Annotated in this window: 18 protein-coding genes and 1 riboswitch; of the genes, 10 read left to right on the top strand and 8 right to left on the bottom strand. The window is 61.9% G+C overall.

What is annotated here, in order from left to right; translation table 11 throughout:
• Positions 1-9: 9 nt before the first annotated feature.
• The gene (gene rpoE, locus HX873_RS11260) at positions 10-591 is read right to left on the bottom strand and encodes an RNA polymerase sigma factor RpoE (protein ID WP_003172477.1); all 582 of its coding nucleotides are present in this window, start codon (positions 589-591) and stop codon (positions 10-12) included.
• 467 nt (positions 592-1,058) lie between these two features.
• On the opposite strand from rpoE, the gene nadB reads away from it, so the two are divergent.
• Positions 1,059-2,675, top strand: a complete 1,617-nt coding sequence (nadB, locus tag HX873_RS11255) for an L-aspartate oxidase (RefSeq protein ID WP_003211997.1) — start codon at positions 1,059-1,061, stop codon at positions 2,673-2,675.
• Here the strand turns inward: nadB and HX873_RS11250 are convergent.
• Positions 2,644-3,096 (bottom strand): protein YgfX, encoded by a 453-nt coding sequence (locus tag HX873_RS11250; protein ID WP_008437845.1) that lies wholly within the window; start codon positions 3,094-3,096, stop codon positions 2,644-2,646. The two genes, nadB and HX873_RS11250, sit on opposite strands and share 32 nt — an antisense overlap.
• A complete protein-coding gene (locus HX873_RS11245; RefSeq protein ID WP_003212000.1) occupies positions 3,080-3,334 on the bottom strand; it encodes a succinate dehydrogenase assembly factor 2 in 255 nt (84 codons plus the stop codon). Before HX873_RS11245 ends, HX873_RS11250 begins: the two co-directional genes overlap by 17 nt.
• Before the next feature lie 139 nt (positions 3,335-3,473).
• Here HX873_RS11245 and HX873_RS11240 point away from each other — a divergent pair, with 139 nt between their 5' ends.
• Positions 3,474-4,415 carry a folate-binding protein YgfZ gene (locus tag HX873_RS11240; protein ID WP_177122675.1) on the top strand — a complete coding sequence of 314 codons (942 nt, stop codon included), beginning with the start codon at positions 3,474-3,476 and terminating at the stop codon, positions 4,413-4,415.
• Positions 4,416-4,451: 36 nt separating this feature from the next.
• Positions 4,452-5,273, top strand: coding sequence for an HDOD domain-containing protein (locus tag HX873_RS11235; RefSeq protein WP_003212004.1), 822 nt, complete (start codon positions 4,452-4,454; stop codon positions 5,271-5,273).
• Here HX873_RS11235 and HX873_RS11230 read toward each other — a convergent pair whose 3' ends face one another.
• Both HX873_RS11230 and HX873_RS11225 read right to left on the bottom strand, forming a co-directional pair.
• Entirely contained in the window at positions 5,274-6,659 is a 1,386-nt protein-coding gene (locus tag HX873_RS11230) for a sensor histidine kinase (RefSeq protein ID WP_003212006.1), read from the bottom strand. It abuts the gene before it with no gap.
• Entirely contained in the window at positions 6,652-7,323 is a 672-nt protein-coding gene (locus HX873_RS11225; protein WP_003212008.1) for a response regulator, read from the bottom strand. Before HX873_RS11225 ends, HX873_RS11230 begins: the two co-directional genes overlap by 8 nt.
• Before the next feature lie 236 nt (positions 7,324-7,559).
• Here HX873_RS11225 and HX873_RS11220 point away from each other — a divergent pair, with 236 nt between their 5' ends.
• The 5 genes from HX873_RS11220 to HX873_RS11200 all read left to right on the top strand — a co-directional run bounded on the left by HX873_RS11220 (position 7,560) and on the right by HX873_RS11200 (position 12,990).
• Positions 7,560-8,840, top strand: coding sequence for an OprD family porin (locus HX873_RS11220; RefSeq protein WP_008437839.1), 1,281 nt, complete (start codon positions 7,560-7,562; stop codon positions 8,838-8,840).
• Between the two features lie 28 nt (positions 8,841-8,868).
• Positions 8,869-9,855, top strand: a complete 987-nt coding sequence (locus HX873_RS11215) for a tripartite tricarboxylate transporter substrate binding protein (protein ID WP_161635736.1) — start codon at positions 8,869-8,871, stop codon at positions 9,853-9,855.
• A gap of 130 nt (positions 9,856-9,985) precedes the next feature.
• Entirely contained in the window at positions 9,986-10,444 is a 459-nt protein-coding gene (locus HX873_RS11210) for a tripartite tricarboxylate transporter TctB family protein (RefSeq protein WP_008437838.1), read from the top strand.
• Position 10,445: 1 nt separating this feature from the next.
• Positions 10,446-11,960 carry a tripartite tricarboxylate transporter permease gene (locus HX873_RS11205; protein WP_003212016.1) on the top strand — a complete coding sequence of 505 codons (1,515 nt, stop codon included), beginning with the start codon at positions 10,446-10,448 and terminating at the stop codon, positions 11,958-11,960.
• Complete coding sequence (locus HX873_RS11200; protein WP_003212018.1) at positions 11,953-12,990, top strand: AbrB family transcriptional regulator; 1,038 nt, start codon at positions 11,953-11,955, stop codon at positions 12,988-12,990. Before HX873_RS11205 ends, HX873_RS11200 begins: the two co-directional genes overlap by 8 nt.
• A gap of 68 nt (positions 12,991-13,058) precedes the next feature.
• On the opposite strand, the gene ung is transcribed toward HX873_RS11200, so the two are convergent.
• On the bottom strand, positions 13,059-13,751 hold the full coding sequence (gene ung, locus HX873_RS11195; RefSeq protein WP_177122674.1) for a uracil-DNA glycosylase: 693 nt from the start codon (positions 13,749-13,751) through the stop codon (positions 13,059-13,061).
• 135 nt (positions 13,752-13,886) lie between these two features.
• On the opposite strand from ung, the gene HX873_RS11190 reads away from it, so the two are divergent.
• Positions 13,887-14,999: an enoyl-CoA hydratase/isomerase family protein gene (locus HX873_RS11190; RefSeq protein ID WP_177122689.1), complete on the top strand. Its 1,113-nt coding sequence runs from the start codon at positions 13,887-13,889 to the stop codon at positions 14,997-14,999.
• On the opposite strand, the gene HX873_RS11185 is transcribed toward HX873_RS11190, so the two are convergent.
• Positions 14,993-15,442, bottom strand: coding sequence for a DUF3757 domain-containing protein (locus HX873_RS11185; protein WP_177122673.1), 450 nt, complete (start codon positions 15,440-15,442; stop codon positions 14,993-14,995). The two genes, HX873_RS11190 and HX873_RS11185, sit on opposite strands and share 7 nt — an antisense overlap.
• Positions 15,443-15,602: 160 nt before the next feature.
• Positions 15,603-15,959: a hypothetical protein gene (locus HX873_RS11180; RefSeq protein ID WP_003212026.1), complete on the bottom strand. Its 357-nt coding sequence runs from the start codon at positions 15,957-15,959 to the stop codon at positions 15,603-15,605.
• A gap of 302 nt (positions 15,960-16,261) precedes the next feature.
• Positions 16,262-16,362: riboswitch (guanidine-I (ykkC/yxkD leader) on the top strand.
• Positions 16,363-16,423: 61 nt separating this feature from the next.
• Here HX873_RS11180 and HX873_RS11175 point away from each other — a divergent pair.
• The coding region (locus HX873_RS11175) for a putative urea ABC transporter substrate-binding protein (protein WP_177122672.1) at positions 16,424-17,036 on the top strand (613 nt) is incomplete at its 3' end.

Below are 17,036 nucleotides of genomic sequence, written 5' to 3'. Positions count from 1 at the left end.
GCCGCTGTCTCAGTTTTCCTGCAACAACGGCTGCAGGGCTTTATCGATGGCTTCCCGAGCCCGGAAGATCCGGGAGCGTACGGTACCCACCGGACATTGCATGACGCTCGCAATGTCTTCGTAACTCAGACCATCGAATTCACGTAAAGTTAACGCCGTACGCAAATCTTCTGGCAGTTGTTGAATAGTGCGATGGACGGTTCCTTCGATCTCGTCGCGCAGCAATGCACGCTCCGGCGACTCGAGATCCTTGAGGCCGTGATCACCATCATAAAATTCAGCATCTTCCGAACTAACATCACTATCCGGCGGGCGGCGACCGCGAGAAACCAGATAGTTCTTCGCCGTGTTAATGGCGATGCGATACAGCCACGTGTAAAACGCACTGTCACCGCGGAAATTACCGAGTGCACGGTACGCCTTGATAAAGGCTTCCTGTGCAACGTCCTGCGCTTCATGGGTGTCGTGCACAAACCGCACGATCAACCCGAGAATTTTGTGCTGGTATTTCAGCACTAGCAGATCAAATGCCCGCTTGTCGCCGCGTTGAACGCGCTCGACCAGCTGCTGATCCTCTTCCTGGGTTAGCATGAACACTCCTCGTTGTACTTGAAGGAGGCTTGCATAACTAATCGATCAGGCTTGCAAACATAGACTCGGACTTTTCGCAAAAGTTCTCCCCCTCCAAGCAAGTTTCCGGCGCGCACTGATTTGGCACACACGAAAAACGCAGCGCGGGCAATGCCGGCTGCGCGAATAATCTGTCGCCAGTTTCCTGACGCGCCTGACACAGACGCGGCTCAGCAAATCCAGCGTGTTCCCAGCTTTCGGGCATCCTGCTATTGAGTCGGGGCCTATGCAAAAAGTTCCCATCCCAATCGCTGTCCGTTTCATGAAAGCCGTGCAGTTCGTTGCCCGTAGTCTCACAATGCCACGAATGCCCGGCTATTGTGCCGCTCCCCCCCTCTATATACTAGTGGGCCGTGTCACCCTTTGATTCGCCGATCCAGGCGTCCTGTTTGCGCCCCCTACGGATCGCTTTTTGCGGAATCCTTCAAATGAGCCAACAGTTTCAACACGATGTCCTGGTGATTGGCAGCGGCGCCGCGGGCTTGAGCCTTGCACTGACCCTGCCGGGCCACCTGCGCATAGCCGTACTGAGCAAGGGCGACCTCGCCAATGGCTCGACGTTCTGGGCCCAGGGCGGTGTCGCCGCGGTGCTCGATGACACCGACACGGTGCAATCCCACGTCGAAGACACCCTGAATGCCGGCGGCGGCCTGTGCAATGAAGAAGCGGTGCGCTTCACCGTCGAGCATAGCCGCGAAGCCATCCAGTGGCTGATCGACCAGGGCGTGCCCTTCACCCGCGACGAACATTCCGGCACCGACGACGGCGGCTTCGAGTTCCACCTGACCCGCGAAGGCGGCCACAGCCATCGGCGGATCATCCATGCCGCCGACGCCACCGGCGCCGCGATCTTCAAGACCCTGCTCGCCCAGGCCCGGCAACGCCCCAACATCGAACTGCTGGAACAGCGGGTCGCCGTCGACCTGATCACCGAAAAGCGCCTTGGCCTGCCGGGCGAACGCTGCCTCGGCGCCTACGTGCTCAACCGGGCCAGCGGCGAAGTCGACACCTACGGCGCGCGCTTCACCATTCTCGCCTCGGGCGGCGCAGCGAAGGTCTACCTCTATACCAGCAACCCCGACGGCGCCTGCGGTGACGGCATTGCCATGGCCTGGCGTTCGGGCTGCCGGGTGGCGAACCTGGAATTCAACCAGTTCCACCCCACTTGCCTGTATCACCCGCAGGCCAAGAGCTTCCTGATCACCGAAGCCCTGCGCGGCGAAGGCGCACACCTGAAGCTGCCCAACGGCGAACGTTTCATGCAGCGCTTCGACCCACGAGCAGAACTGGCCCCGCGGGACATCGTCGCCCGGGCCATTGACCATGAAATGAAGCGCCTGGGCATCGACTGCGTCTACCTGGACATCAGCCACAAGCCCGAAGCCTTCATCAAGACCCATTTCCCGACGGTCTACGAGCGCTGCCTGGCGTTCAATATCGACATCACCAAGGGCCCGATCCCGGTCGTCCCGGCGGCGCACTACACCTGCGGCGGCGTGATGGTCGACCAGAACGGCCGCACCGACGTGCCCGGCCTGTACGCCATTGGCGAAACCAGCTTCACCGGCCTGCACGGCGCCAACCGCATGGCCAGCAATTCGTTGCTGGAGTGTTTCGTGTACGCCCGCTCCGCCGCCGCCGACATCCTTGAACAGCTGCCGCGCATCCCGGTGCCGGCCGCCCTGCCCCGCTGGGACGCCAGCCAGGTGACCGATTCGGACGAAGACGTGATCATCGCCCACAACTGGGACGAGTTGCGGCGCTTCATGTGGGACTACGTGGGCATCGTGCGCACCAACAAGCGCCTGGCGCGGGCGCAGCACCGGGTTCGACTGTTGCTGGATGAGATCGACGAGTTCTACAGCAACTATAAAGTCAGCCGCGACCTGATCGAGCTGCGAAACCTGGCCCAGGTGGCGGAACTGATGATCCGCTCGGCCATGGAGCGCAAGGAAAGCCGGGGATTGCATTACACCCTCGACTACCCGCAAATGCTGCCCGAAGCGCGCGACACTATTCTGGTGCCAACCACCTACGGCGGCTGAACTTCAAGCGCACCCGCAGGCGCCGATGCACATCGGTAGCCTGCGAATCCCGTGGCACGCAGATCGAACGCACCCGCCAGTCACCCTGCACCCGAAAGCGCAGCACCACGATCAACGGCAACGCCAGGCTGTCGGGGCGCAGTTGCACGCTGTGCCAGCCACGCGCGGCGCTCCACAGTTGCCAGCCATCCTCGTCGCGGCGCAGGCCACGGATCGACGAACGGTGAGTCAGCAGGATATGACGCGGCAATACCCAACCGGCATGGGCCAGGCACAACAAGGCGCCAAAGGCTCCGAACCACGGGGACACATCGAGAAACCACAGCGCACCCAGTGCGAACGCCTGGGCGAAAAGATAAGCCGCCAGCAACTGCCCGGAGGCGTGCCAGCGGCATTCGAACGTATTACTTGGGCTGGACACGATCCAGAATCATCCGAACCATGCGCTGCAGCTCCGGGTCTTCCGATTCGGCGCGTTCCATGAACCAGCCGAACATGTCCTGATCCTCGCATTCCAGCAGCTTGCGGTAGCAGTCGCGGTCGACGTCGTTGAGGTGCGGATAGACCTCCCTGACGAACGGTACCAGCAACACGTCCAGTTCAAGCATGCCGCGGCGGCTGTGCCAGTAGAGGCGATTGAGTTCTACATCTTCGACCATGGAGCGCTCCTCAAATAGAGCGCAAGTATACAGGCCGAAGCTGCCTGGAACAGTCGGCTTTGGTCGGCCATACGGAAACTATCCATTTGCCGGGCGCCCCTCTATGATGCACTCATGACTTTTTAACCTGCGATGACCCATGGCTGACTCTGCTTTTTTCTGCCCCCTGTCCCACGAAGGCGTTCTCGCCGTCCGCGGTTCCGACGCTGCCAAGTTCCTCCAGGGACAACTGACCTGCAACCTTAACTACCTGAGTGACACCCAGGCCAGCCTGGGCGCGCGCTGCACCCAGAAAGGGCGCATGCAGTCGAGCTTCCGCATCCTGCTGCAAGGCGATGGCGTGCTGCTGGCCATGGCCACCGAACTGCTGGAGCCACAACTGGCGGACCTGAAAAAGTACGCCGTGTTCTCCAAATCCAAACTCACCGACGAAAGTGCTGCCTGGGCGCGTTTCGGTGTGTCGGATGCCGATCAGGTACTGGCCGGCCTCGGCCTCCAACTACCCGCCGAGACCGACAGCGTGGTGCGCAGCGACGACCTGATCGCCATCCGCGTATCGCCGGGCCGTGCCGAACTCTGGGCCCCCGCCGCCCAAGCTCAAACCCTGCACGGCCAACTCGCCGCACAATTGAACGAAGGTGAACTGAACCAATGGCTGCTGGGCCAGATCCGTGCCGGTATCGGCCAGGTCATGCCCCAGACCCGCGAACTGTTCATCCCGCAGATGCTCAACCTGCAAGCCGTCGGCGGCGTCAGCTTCAAGAAAGGCTGCTACACCGGCCAGGAAATCGTCGCGCGCATGCAGTATTTGGGCAAACTCAAGCGTCGCCTGTATCGCCTTAGCCTGAATGCCGGCGAGCTGCCTGAGCCCGGCACCCCACTGTTTTCCCCGAATCACAATAGTGCCATCGGCGAGGTGGTGATTGCCGCCCGTGCCGATCAGGCGATTGAACTTCTAGCGGTGCTGCAAGCCGAAGCAGCAGAGAGTGGCGATGTGCATGTGGGCACGCTGGAAGGCCCGGGCCTTCAGCTGCTCGACCTGCCCTACCAGCTGGACCGTGATCGCGAGATCCAGCGCTGATCGTCGTACCTTTTTGCTACACCCTAGAGATCTTGAATGAACAAGCTGGCGGAAAAAGTCCAACAGGCGTTGGTTGTGGCCATCGATAACGATGACCTGGTTCTGCCAACGCTGCCGGAAGTGGCCCTGAACATTCGCCAGGCCGCCGAAGACCCGGACATCAGCATCAGCCACCTGAGCAAAGTGATCGGCCGTGACACTGCCTTGTCGGCACGGCTGATCAAAGTGGTCAACAGCCCGCTGTTGCGCGCGACCCAGGAAGTCACCGACCTGCACACCGCCATCACCCGCCTGGGCACCAACTACAGCAGCAACCTGGCGATCGGCCTGGTGATGGAACAGATCTTCCACGCCCGTTCCGAAGTGGTCGAACAGAAGATGCGCGATGTCTGGCGGCGCAGCCTGGAAGTGGCCGGCGTGAGCTATGCGTTGTGCCGCAACCACAGCCAGTTGAAGCCTGACCAGGCGGCGCTGGGTGGGCTGGTGCACCAGATTGGCGTGCTACCGATCCTGACCTTCGCCGAAGATCACTATGAACTGCTGTCCGATCCGGTCAGCCTCGATCACGTGATTGAAAGCATCCACCCGTTGCTGGGGGACAAGCTGCTGCGGCGCTGGGACTTCCCGGAAATGCTGGTGAACCTGCCGGCGCAGTACATGAACCTTGAGCGCGACTCCGAGCGCCTGGACTATATCGACCTGGTGCAGGTCGCCGTGTTGTATTGCCACCGCGACACTGACCACCCGCTGGCCAGCGTGCCGATATTGACGGTACCTGCGATCAAGAAGCTGCGACTCGACCCCTACAGCGACACCTTGCGCGCCGAGCTGGATGAAGCACGGTCGATGTTCTACTGATTACCCCGCGATAAAACTGACCCGCACTTTCAACCCCGCCAACTCTCCGTCATGCAAGCTGATCTGCGCCAGGTGTGCCCGGCAGATCTCGCCAACAATCGCCAACCCCAAGCCCGCCCCCAAGCCCTGCTGGCTGCGCCGATAGAAGCGCTCGAACACTCGGTCCCGCTCATCCAGCGGGATGCCCGGGCCGTCATCTTCCACCTCAAGTACCGCCGGCGCCGTGACCCGCAAGATCACGTTGCCGCCCGGGGGCGTGTGGGCCAGGGCGTTGTCCACCAGGTTGCTCAACAACTCGTTCAACAAGGTGGGCTCGCCCCGCAGCCACACCGGTTCATCCGCCTCCAGCGCCAGGGCCACGCCACGCGCATGGGCCAGCGGCGCCATGGCCATGCCCAGCTCGCGAGCCAACTGGCTCAGGTCCAGCAACTGGGCCCCGCCTTCGGCAATCGCCCGGGCGCCGTTTTCGATGCGCGCCAGCGAGAGCAATTGATTGGCCAGGTGAGTCAGGCGATCAGTGCCCTGGGCTGCGGTTTCCAGGGTGGTGCGCCAGGTAGCCGGGTCTTCGGCACGCAGGCCAAGCTCCAAGCGTGCCTTGAGCGCTGCCAACGGAGTGCGCAGCTCATGGGCGGCATCGGCAATAAACTGTGCCTGGCGCTCGAACTGCCCGCGCAGGCGTTCGGTGAAATGGTTGAGCGCATGTACCAGCGGGCCCAATTCATGCTGCACCTCCACCAGCGGCAATGGCCGCAGGTCATCGGGCTGACGCTCTTCCACGGCCGTGCGCAAGCGCTCCAACGGCCGCAGCGCCGCACTCACGGCAAAGAACACCAACAACAATGCACCGATGGCCAGCATCCCCAGGCGCAGCAAGGTATCGGCCATCAGGCTGCGCGCCATCGCCACCCGCGCTTCGTCGGTTTCGGCCACGCGGATTTCCGCCATGCCGTTCATGTTCGGTTCGGAGACTGCCTTGAGCAGGCTGACCACTCTCACGTTCTGGCCCTGATACCTGGCGTTATAAAAGCGCGCCAACGCCGGATAGTCATCGGTGCGTGGAGTGCCCGGCGGCGGGCCCGGCAGGTTTTCGTAGCCGGAGATCAGCTTCTGGTGAATATCGTTGACCTGGTAGTAGATCCGCCCGGCGCTGTCGTAGGCGAACGTATCCAGGGCGACGTAGGGCACATCGGCACTCAAGGTACCGTCGCGGTGGGACAGGCCGGCCGCAATGGTCCGCGCCGAGGCCAACAGCGTGCGGTCGTAAGCCGTGTCCGCCGCCTCGCGCCCATTCCAGTAAGCGCTCAAGCCGCTGGCAATCATCAACACCACCAGCAACAGCGCCAGGTTCCACAGCAGGCGCCAGCGCAGGCTGCTGGGCTTATGCATCGCGGGCTTCCAGCAGGTACCCCAGGCCACGGAAAGTGACGATGGCCACTGGCTGGCCATCGAGTTTCTTGCGCAGGCGGTGCACGTAGATTTCGATGGCATCGGGGCTGGCCTCTTCATCCAGGCCAAACACCTGGGAAGCCAGTTGCTCCTTGCTCATGACCCGGCCCGGGCGCGCGATCAGCGCCTCAAGCACCGCCTGCTCGCGGGAGGTCAGGGTCAGCAGTTCACCACCCAGGGTGAAGCGCCGCGTATCCAGGTCGTAAATCAGCACGCCACACGCCTGTTGCCGCTCACCGCCCAGCACGCTACGGCGCAGCAGCGCCTTGACCCGGGCTTCCAGCTCCGTCAGTTCGAACGGCTTGGCCAGGTAGTCATCCGCGCCCAGGTTGAGGCCATGCACGCGGTCTTTCACATCACTGCGCGCGGTCAACATCAACACCGGCAGATTTTTCCCACGGGCCCGCAGGCGCGCCAACACTTCAAAACCGTCCATGCGCGGCAGGCCCACATCGAGAATCGCCACCGCGTATTCCTCGCTACTCAGGGCCAGGTCCGCCGCCACTCCATCGTGCAACACATCGACGGTCAAACCCGTGCTCTTGAGCGCCTGGGCGACACTTTCGGCTAGCTGCAAATGGTCTTCGACCAGAAGGACACGCATGGTTTTTTACCTCGTTCGGGGGTGGTCGGCACCACGCTTTGCCGGGGAGTTTACAGGCGCGGCCTGCGCTGTGAAGCCCGAAAACATTGAAAGGCGACTGAAAGGTTAGTGAAAGCTTCGCCCTTTAGCATCCAGCCACGGTGGGTTTCGCCTGCCGAGCTATTTCACCCATAGCGCCCGAAAAACGCCTCGAAGCGTTTTCGCCAAAATAAGAACAATAACGGAGTACACCCACGATGCTGCGCACACAGCCGCCTGCTCGTTCTTCTCGTATCACCCAGACCGCCCTTGCCAGTGCCGCCGCCCTCGCCGGCTTTTCCCCCGCAGGCCAGGCCGCCTTTTTCGAGGACAGCACCGCCACCCTCGAAACCCGCAACATGTATTTCAACCGCGACTTTCGCGACGGCACCAGCGCACAACAATCCAAGCGCGACGAGTGGGCCCAGGGCTTCATGCTCAACCTGCAGTCGGGCTATACCGACGGTACCGTCGGCTTCGGCGTGGATGCGCTGGGCATGCTCGGGGTCAAGCTCGACTCCAGCCCCGACCGCACCGGCACCGGGCTGTTGCCGACCCACGACGACGGCCGCGCCGCCAACGAATATTCCAAACTCGGCCTGACCGGCAAAGTGAAGATCTCCGCCACCGAGCTGAAGATCGGCGCGCTGATCCCCGAATTGCCGATCCTCAAGCCCAACGACGGGCGCATCCTGCCGCAGACGTTTGAAGGCGGCCTGCTCAGTTCCAGGGAATTCAAGAACCTGGTGTTCACCGGCGGCCGCCTGAACAAGGCCAAGGACCGCGACGACACCAACTACGAAGACATCGGCCTCAACAACAAGAACAGCCGCTTCCTCAGCGGCGCCACCGGCAAGCATTTCGACTTCGGCGGCGTGGACTACAAGTTCGCCGACAAGATCACCGGCAGCTACCACTTCGCCCAACTCGACGACGTGTACCGCCAGCATTTCCTCGGCCTCGTGGCCTCGCGCCCGATGGGCCCCGGCACCTTCGGCGCCGACCTGCGCCTGGCCGTCAGTGACGACACCGGCGCGGCGCGCGGCGGCAAGATCGACAACACCTCCCTCAACGGCCTCTTCAGCTATGCCCTCAATGGCCATAAGCTCAGCGCCGGTTACCAGCACATGTCCGGCGACAGCGCCTTTCCCTACGTGGACGGTAGCGATCCTTACCTTGTCAACTTCGTGCAGATCAACGACTTTGCCGGCGCCGAAGAACGCTCCTGGCAGGCCCGCTACGACTACGACTTCGCCAAGCTGGGGATTCCCGGCCTGAGTTTCATGAGCCGTTACCTGTCGGGTGACAACATCAAGCTCAAGAACGGCGAGACCGGCAAGGAGTGGGAACGCAACAGCGAGATCCGCTACGTGGTGCAAAGCGGCACGTTCAAGGACGTGGCCGTGCGTCTGCGCAATGCCACCTACCGTTCCAACTATTCGGCCCGTGATGCGGATGAAGTGCGCCTGCTGGTGAGCTACAGCGTCGCACTCTGGTAACAGCAACCTCATAACAACAATGATGGAGATGAACATGACCCTTTCACTGCGTAAATTTGCCCTGACGGCCAGCTGCATGCTGTTCGCCAGCCAACTGCTGGCCGCCGAGCCCAAGCGCCCGGAATGCATCGCCCCGGCGTCCCCCGGCGGTGGTTTCGACCTGACCTGCAAACTGGCGCAGAGCGCGCTGGTCAACGAGAAACTGCTGAGCAAGCCGATGCGCGTGACCTACATGCCCGGCGGCGTGGGCGCGGTGGCCTACAACGCCGTCGTGGCGCAGCGTCCGGCCGACGCCGGCACGCTGGTGGCGTGGTCCAGCGGCTCGCTGTTGAACCTGGCCCAGGGCAAATTTGGCCGCTTCGATGAAAGCGCCGTGCGCTGGCTCGCGGCCGTCGGCACCAGCTACGGTGCCATCGCGGTGAAAAGCGATTCGCCCTACAAAAACCTCGACGATCTGGTCAAGGCCCTGAAGAAAGATCCGGGCAGCGTGGTCATCGGTTCCGGCGGCACCGTCGGCAGCCAGGACTGGATGCAAACCGCCCTGATCGCCAAGGCCGCCGGCATCAACCCGCGTGACCTGCGCTACGTGGCACTGGAAGGCGGCGGCGAGATCGCCACCGCCCTGCTCGGCGGCCATATCCAGGTAGGCAGTACCGACATCTCCGACTCCATGCCGCACATCCTCAGTGGTGACATGCGCCTGCTGGCGGTGTTCTCCGACGAACGCCTGGACGAGCCGGAAATGAAGAACATCCCGACCGCCAAGGAACAAGGCTACGACATCGTCTGGCCGGTGGTGCGTGGCTTCTACCTCGGGCCAAAAGTCAGCGACGAAGACTATGCCTGGTGGAAAGACGCCTTCGACAAACTGCTGGCTTCCGAAGAGTTCGCCAAGCTGCGTGACCAGCGCGAGCTGTTCCCGTTCGCCATGACCGGCCCGGAGCTGGACACCTACGTGAAGAAACAGGTGGCTGACTACAAAGTGCTGGCCAAAGAGTTCGGCCTGATCCAGTAATCGCCCCTCTGTGGGAGCGGGCTTGCTCGCGAAAAACTTCAACGATGACGCGTGCTGCCTGTATAAACGCGACGTCCTGGCGTTCTTCGTGAGCAAGCTCGCGCCTACAAGAGTCTCCAAGGAGTTTCCCATGCTCTTACAACGCATTTTCGCCTCAGTGATGTTGCTGGTCTGTGCCGGCCTCGCACTGATGGCCTGGCCATATCAGGCGTCGTTTTCCTACGAGCCGGTAGGGCCTCGGGCCTACCCGCTGCTGATGCTCGGGCTGATGGGCCTGGGCCTGATCTACATGCTGTTTCGTCCACAGCCCACCAAGCACACAGAAGAAGAGCCCGCGCTGGACCGCCAGACCCTGATCAAGATCGGCATCTGCGTCGGGTTGCTGCTGGTGTTTGCCGGCACCTTCGAACCCTTGGGTTTCATCCTCAGCAGCATGCTGATCGGCATCCCGATGGCGCGCCTGTATGGCGGCCGCTGGATGCCCAGCGTGGTGATCGTGACCTTGATGAGCATCGGTCTTTACCTGCTGTTCGACAAGGCCATGGATGTACCGCTGCCGCTCGGCCTGCTTGAAGTTCTGGAGAACTGATATGGATACGTTCAGCTATTTGGGCCAGGGCTTCGGCGTTGCACTGACCCCTTACAACCTGATCACCGCACTGTGCGGCACCTTGATCGGCACCGTGGTCGGCCTGTTGCCGGGCCTTGGGCCGATCAACGGCGTAGCGCTGTTGATCCCCATCGCATTTGCCCTGGGGCTGCCGCCTGAGTCGGCATTGATCCTGTTGGCGGCCGTGTACCTGGGCTGCGAATACGGCGGGCGCATCAGCTCGATCCTGTTGAACATCCCGGGTGAAGCTTCCACCGTGATGACCACCCTCGACGGCTACCCGATGGCTCGCAAAGGCCTGGCGGGCGTGGCGTTGTCGCTGTCGGCGTGGAGTTCGTTCATCGGTGCGTTTATCGCCACCTGCGGCATGGTGCTGTTCGCCCCGCTGCTGGCCAAATGGGCGATTGCCTTCGGCCCGGCGGAATATTTCGTACTGATGGTGTTTGCCATCGTCTGCCTGGGCGGCATGGCCGGTGACAAGCCGCTGAAGACCTTTGTCGCGGCCTTGATCGGCCTGTTTCTGTCAGCAGTGGGTATCGATGCCAACAGCGGCGTGTACCGCTTCACCGGCGATAACATCCACCTGACCGACGGCATCCAGTTCGTGGTGCTTGTATTGGGCCTGTTCTCCATCAGCGAGATCCTGTTGCTGCTGGAAAAAACCCACCGTGGCCAGGAAGCCGTGAAAGCCACCGGACGCATGATGTTCAACCTGAAGGAAGCTTCCGCGGTATTCGTCGTGAATATTCGCTGCGGCCTGCTGGGTTTCATCATGGGCGTATTGCCGGGCGCGGGTGCCACACTGGCCTCGGCCGTGGCCTACATGACCGAAAAACGCCTGGCCGGTGCCAGCGGTAAATTCGGTCAGGGCGACATGCGCGGCCTGGCGGCTCCGGAAACCGCGATCGGCGCTTCCGCCTGCGGCGCCCTGGTGCCGATGCTGACCCTCGGCGTACCCGGCTCGGGCACCACGGCGGTGATGATCGGCGCCCTGTCGCTGTACAACATCACCCCCGGCCCGCTGCTGTTCCAACAGCAACCGGACATCGTCTGGGGCCTGATCGCCTCGTTGTTTATCGCCAACATCATGCTGGTGATCCTCAACATCCCGATGATCCGCATCTTCACCCGCATCCTTGCCGTGCCGAACTGGGCACTGGTGCCGGTGATCGCCATCATCACTGCGATCGGTGTGTACGCGGTTCACGCCACCACCTTCGACCTGTTCCTGATGGTCGGCATCGGCATCTTCGGCTACATCCTGCGCAAGCTGGATTTCCCGCTCTCGCCGGTGCTGCTGGGCTTTATCCTCGGCGGGTTGATGGAGCAGAACCTGCGTCGTGCGCTGTCGATTTCCAACGGCGAATTGCAGATCCTCTGGTCGAGCCCGATCACCTTCGGCGTGTGGGTACTGACGGCCTTGATGCTGTTGTTCCCGCTCCTGCGCATCTGGCGCAAGCGTTCCCTGCAGCGTCGTGCCGTGGCCGATGTCTGAGGCCACGTTCAGAAACTGGTGGGCAACACCGCTGGTCGGTCTGCTGGGCGGGTATCTCGCCAGCCAGATCGGCTGGCCACTGCCGTACATGGTCGGCTCGTTGCTGGCGATCATCCTGGTGCGCTGCCTGACACCCTGGCAGCTCGCGGAAATTCCCGGCGGCCGCAAATGCGGCCAATGGGTGGTGGGCATCGGCATCGGCCTGCACTTCACCCCGGTGGTGATCGAGCAGGTGATGAGCCACTTCGGCCTGATCTTCTTCGGCGCGCTGGTCACCAGCCTCTCCAGCATCGTGGGTGTGTGGTTGATGCGCCGCAGCGGTGAAGACCGTGCCACAGCGTTTTTCTCGAGCATGCCGGGTGGGTCGGGGGAGATGGTCAACCTCGGCGCACGCAACGGCGCAGTGCTCAGCCGCGTCGCGGCGGGCCAGAGTTTGCGGGTATTGGTGGTGGTGCTCTGTGTGCCGGCGGCGTTCAAGTATTTGCTGGGGGAAGGTGCCCCGCAGTTTCATCCGGCGACGGTGGATTGGACCTGGCTGGCGCTGCTGTTTCCCGTCGGCGCCCTGGTGGCCTGGGGCTGGCAACGCTTGCGTCAGCCAAACCCCTGGCTGTTCGGGCCGCTGCTGGTCAGTGCCGCCGCCAGCATTACCTGGGACTTGCACATCGGGCTGCCCGACGGCGGCAGCCAGATCGGCCAGTGGCTGATCGGCAGCGGCCTGGGCTGCCACTTCAACCGGCAGTTCTTCCGGCGCGCGCCGTTGTTCATGGGACGTACGTTGATCGGTACGGCGTTGACCATGTTGATTGCGACGCTGGCGGCTGTGGGCTTGAGTGCACTCACACATCTGGACCTGCGTTCGCTGACACTGGGCATGATGCCAGGCGGAATTGCGGAAATGAGCCTGACGGCGGAAACCCTGCAACTGTCGGTGCCGTTGGTGACGGCGATGCAGGTGATGCGTTTGTTGTTTGTGCTGTTTCTGGCGGAGCCTTTGTTTCGGCACTGGAACCGGCAGCCAGACAAAATCTGAAGCCCAAGAGACGTTCAATTGTAGGAGCTGTCGAGCTTTAGCGAGACAGCTCCTACATTGGAGCTATGTCAAACCGGCGGCAATCGCCACTCGATCGGCGTCTCGCCATTCTGCTCAAGAAACTTGTTGGTGCGGCTGAAATGCCCGCAGCCAATAAACCCTCTATAGGCCGACAACGGCGACGGATGCACCGACGTCAGCACCAGGTGCTTGGTGGCGTCGATCAGCTTCTGCTTGCCCTGCGCATGGGCGCCCCACAGCAAGAACACCAGGTGCGGCTGATGCTCGCTCACCACTTCAATAATCCGATCGGTAAAGACCTGCCAGCCCTTGCCCGCATGGGCGTTGGCATTCGCGCGCTCCACGGTCATGGTGGTGTTGATCATCAGCACGCCCTGGTCGGCCCAGCTTTGCAGGTAGCCGTGGTTGGGAATGTCGATGTTCAGGTCACGCTTGAGTTCTTTGTAGATATTGACCAGCGACGGCGGTGCCGGCACGCCCGGTTGCACCGAGAAGCACAAGCCGTGGGCCTGGCCCGGGCCGTGATACGGGTCCTGGCCGAGGATCACCACCTTGACCTTGTCCAGGGGCGTTGAGTTGAGTGCGTTGAAGATCATCGGGCCGGGTGGGTAGATCTCCTTGCCTGCCGCGTGCTCCTGGCGCAGGAATTCCCGCAACTGGGCCATGTACGGCTGGTCGAACTCGTCACGCAGGGCGTGTTTCCAGCTGGGTTCGAGTTTGATACGGTCGTCGGTGGTCATGGTTACGCTGTCTAGTCAAAAGAATGAGGCGAACCCTAGGAAAGCCGACCTTGCTTGTCAATTGATCTGACGCAGATACCGCACTTTCCTGCGAAGCGATCATACTGAACCTTCACTTTATCGATTGAGGTCATGATGAACCTGCACTTCGAAGAGCTGATTGGCACCGGCGGCGCCCGCGTTGGCATCGCCAGCCTGGACGCGGAAAAATCCCTCAATGCCTTGTCGTTGCCGATGATCCTGGCCCTGAGCGAACGCCTGGACGCGTGGGCCAAAGACCCGCAAATCGTCTGCGTGCTGCTGCGCGGCAATGGCCCCAAGGCTTTTTGCGCCGGTGGCGAAGTCCGCAGCCTGGCCCAGGCCTGCCGTGAACATCCCGGCGAAGTACCGGCGCTGGCCGCGCAATTTTTCGCCGCGGAGTACCGCCTCGACTACCGCCTGCACACCTATCCCAAACCGCTGATCTGCTGGGGCCACGGCTATGTGCTGGGCGGTGGCATGGGCTTGCTGCAAAGCGCCGCCGTGCGCATCGTCACGCCAAGCAGCCGCCTGGCCATGCCGGAAATCAGCATCGGCCTGTACCCGGACGTGGGCGCCAGTTGGTTCCTGTCTCGCCTGCCCGGCAAGTTGGGGTTGTTCCTCGGCCTGACCGGCGCCCATATGAATGGCCGCGACGCCCTGGACCTGGGCCTGGCCGACCGCTTCCTGCTGGATGAACAACAAGACGAACTGCTTGAAGGCCTGCTGCAACTGAACTGGCAGGAACAGACCGACATGCAGCTCAACAGCCTGCTCAAGGCCCTGGCCCAGGAAGCCACCGGCCAGTGGCCCGAAGCCCAATGGCTGCCGCGCCGTGGGCAGATCGACGAGTGGCTGGACGTGGGGGATGTGCGCTGTGCGTGGCGAGCCTTGAGCCAGTTACGCGATCACACCGACCCGCTGCTCCGCCGCGCAGGCAAGACCCTGAACGAAGGCTGCCCGCTGACCGCGCACCTGGTGTGGGAACAGATCCAGCGAGCGCGGCACCTGTCCCTGGCCCAGGTGTTCCAGATGGAATACACCTTGAGCCTGAACTGCTGCCGTCACCCGGAATTCAGCGAAGGTGTGCGGGCGCGGTTGATCGACAAGGACCAGCAGCCACACTGGCACTGGCAGGACATCAACTTGATCCCCGAGGCCGTGGTGCAGGCGCACTTCCACAAGGTCTGGGAAGGGCGGCATCCGCTGGCGGACCTGTCTGACTATTGAGCGCCCGCCGGCGCTTTTTTGCCCTCGAACGTGAAGGCACAATTATCGGGTTGGTGGTCGTCGCACTGGAAAATCTGTTGCCCGAAAGCATCGGTGCCCGGTACCCAATGCGTGGTATCTACCAGCGACATCGCCCCCCCGGCTTGGGCCGTGCCGTACCTCAGGGTGACTGTCTTACCCCTCAGGGTTTTATAAATGCACTTTTCCAGATAGCCATGCTTGCGCTCGTCCTGCTCGCTTGGAGTAAAAAGCGCGCCGACAAAGGTTTCCACGAATTCCCCGCCGCTCATTGCCTGGCTTATCCATGGCGAGTCGCTGTCAGTTCCCTGAAAGTGACCGTCAACGTACCGTACAGCACTCGGGTAAGGACAGGATTGCGCTGCTGCCAACGTACTGACGCCAAGAAAAGCAAAAAATAACAGGTAGAGCTGGCTGACGTTCATGTCATGGGTTCCATCAGTCGATGCTGAAAGCGATACGCCAAACAGGCGACTGCTCCCAATTAACTACAGGCGTAACCCACAGGATAGCTGTCAAATATGACAGTGCCGACCAACGGTAAACAAAAACGGCGCCTGAGCGCCGTTTTTCCAATTATTCCTATCAGCGATGACCGCCGCCACGGCCTCCACCCTGACCACCACCCTGGCCATGCCCGCCACCATTACCCCAGTGACTGTTGCCCCAACCCTGGTTTGGGTAAGGCCGATAACCCGCGCGCGGCCCCGCAGGATAATAGCGAGGCGCCGGCTGGTAATAACGCGGCGACGGGTAATAACGCTGCGGTGGCGGGTAGTAACCCTGGCGGTAATGGTAATACGGGCCGCCGCCGTAGTAATACGCCGGCGCGGGCGCCGTGTAGACCTCGGAACCGTAGTAGGCCTGGCCGCCACCGTAATAAGGCGCGCACGCAGAAAGGGTCAAGCCGAGCAAAGCGATGAGAAGCAGTCGACGATACATGGCGGCCTCCTGGACCGCGGAAGAGCACACCCAGCGACGCTGGGGGGCGGCAAACAGCTTTCACTGCCTGACGAAATATCTGACATCAAAAACGGAATCTGGTGCGATTTAGACATAGATTGATACATCTGCCGGTCGCCTCATTGCAGTGCAATCCCGCACCACCACGACGCATATTCACCGCACGTTGCGCCCCCCTCCTCGCGCCAACCCACGCCATTACTGCACCCGTGCCACTTGGCACGACTCTCGCTTTACCTCTCCAGTGCAGGAGTCATCACAGGTTCGCGGCACCACAATTTGCAATGGCTGACTAGGGTTCCGGCTCGCTAAGGCGAGTGGCTGGTCCGAGAGTCGGCGACCTCCAGTTGAGGTTACACGGCGGGATAAAAGCCCGGGAGACAAGCCACCGTTCACGGTGCCGCGTTGCTCCTGCTCGCCCTTGATCAACTGGAGAAGCATCCATGCCCCCGATACGTTTACCCGCCCTGCTCGCCGCCGCCTTCGCCGCCGTGGTGAGTTTTTCCGCCCAAGCCGCCCCCAAAGACCATTTCAGCGTGTGCTGGACGATCTATGCCGGCTGGATGCCGTGGGAATACGCCGGCAGCCAAGGCATCCTCGACAAGTGGGCCAAGAAGTACGGCATCAAGATCGACATGGTGCAGCTCAATGACTACGTCGAATCCATCAACCAGTACACCGCCGGCCAGTTCGACGGCTGCACCATGACCAACATGGACGCCCTGACCATTCCCGCCGCCGGCGGCGTGGACAGCACCGCGCTGGTGGTCAGCGACTTCTCCAATGGCAACGATGGCGTGGTCATCAAAGGTGAAGGCAAGACCGTCGCCGACCTTAAGGGCATGAACGTCAACCTGGTGGAACTCTCCGTGTCCCACTACCTGCTGGCCCGCGCCCTGGAGTCGGCCAACCTCAGCGAAAAAGACCTGAAAGTGGTCAACACCTCCGACGCCGATATCGCCGCCGCCTTCAACACCGACCAGGTCAAGGCCGTCACCACCTGGAACCCGATGCTCTCGGAGATCAAGGCCAAGCCCGGTGTCACCGAAGTGTTCG

The organism is Pseudomonas sp. P7758 (genome assembly GCF_013386485.1).
In the GTDB taxonomy this organism is placed as follows: Bacteria; Pseudomonadota; Gammaproteobacteria; order Pseudomonadales; family Pseudomonadaceae; genus Aquipseudomonas.
This window is presented reverse-complemented; position numbering and strand designations above follow the sequence as displayed.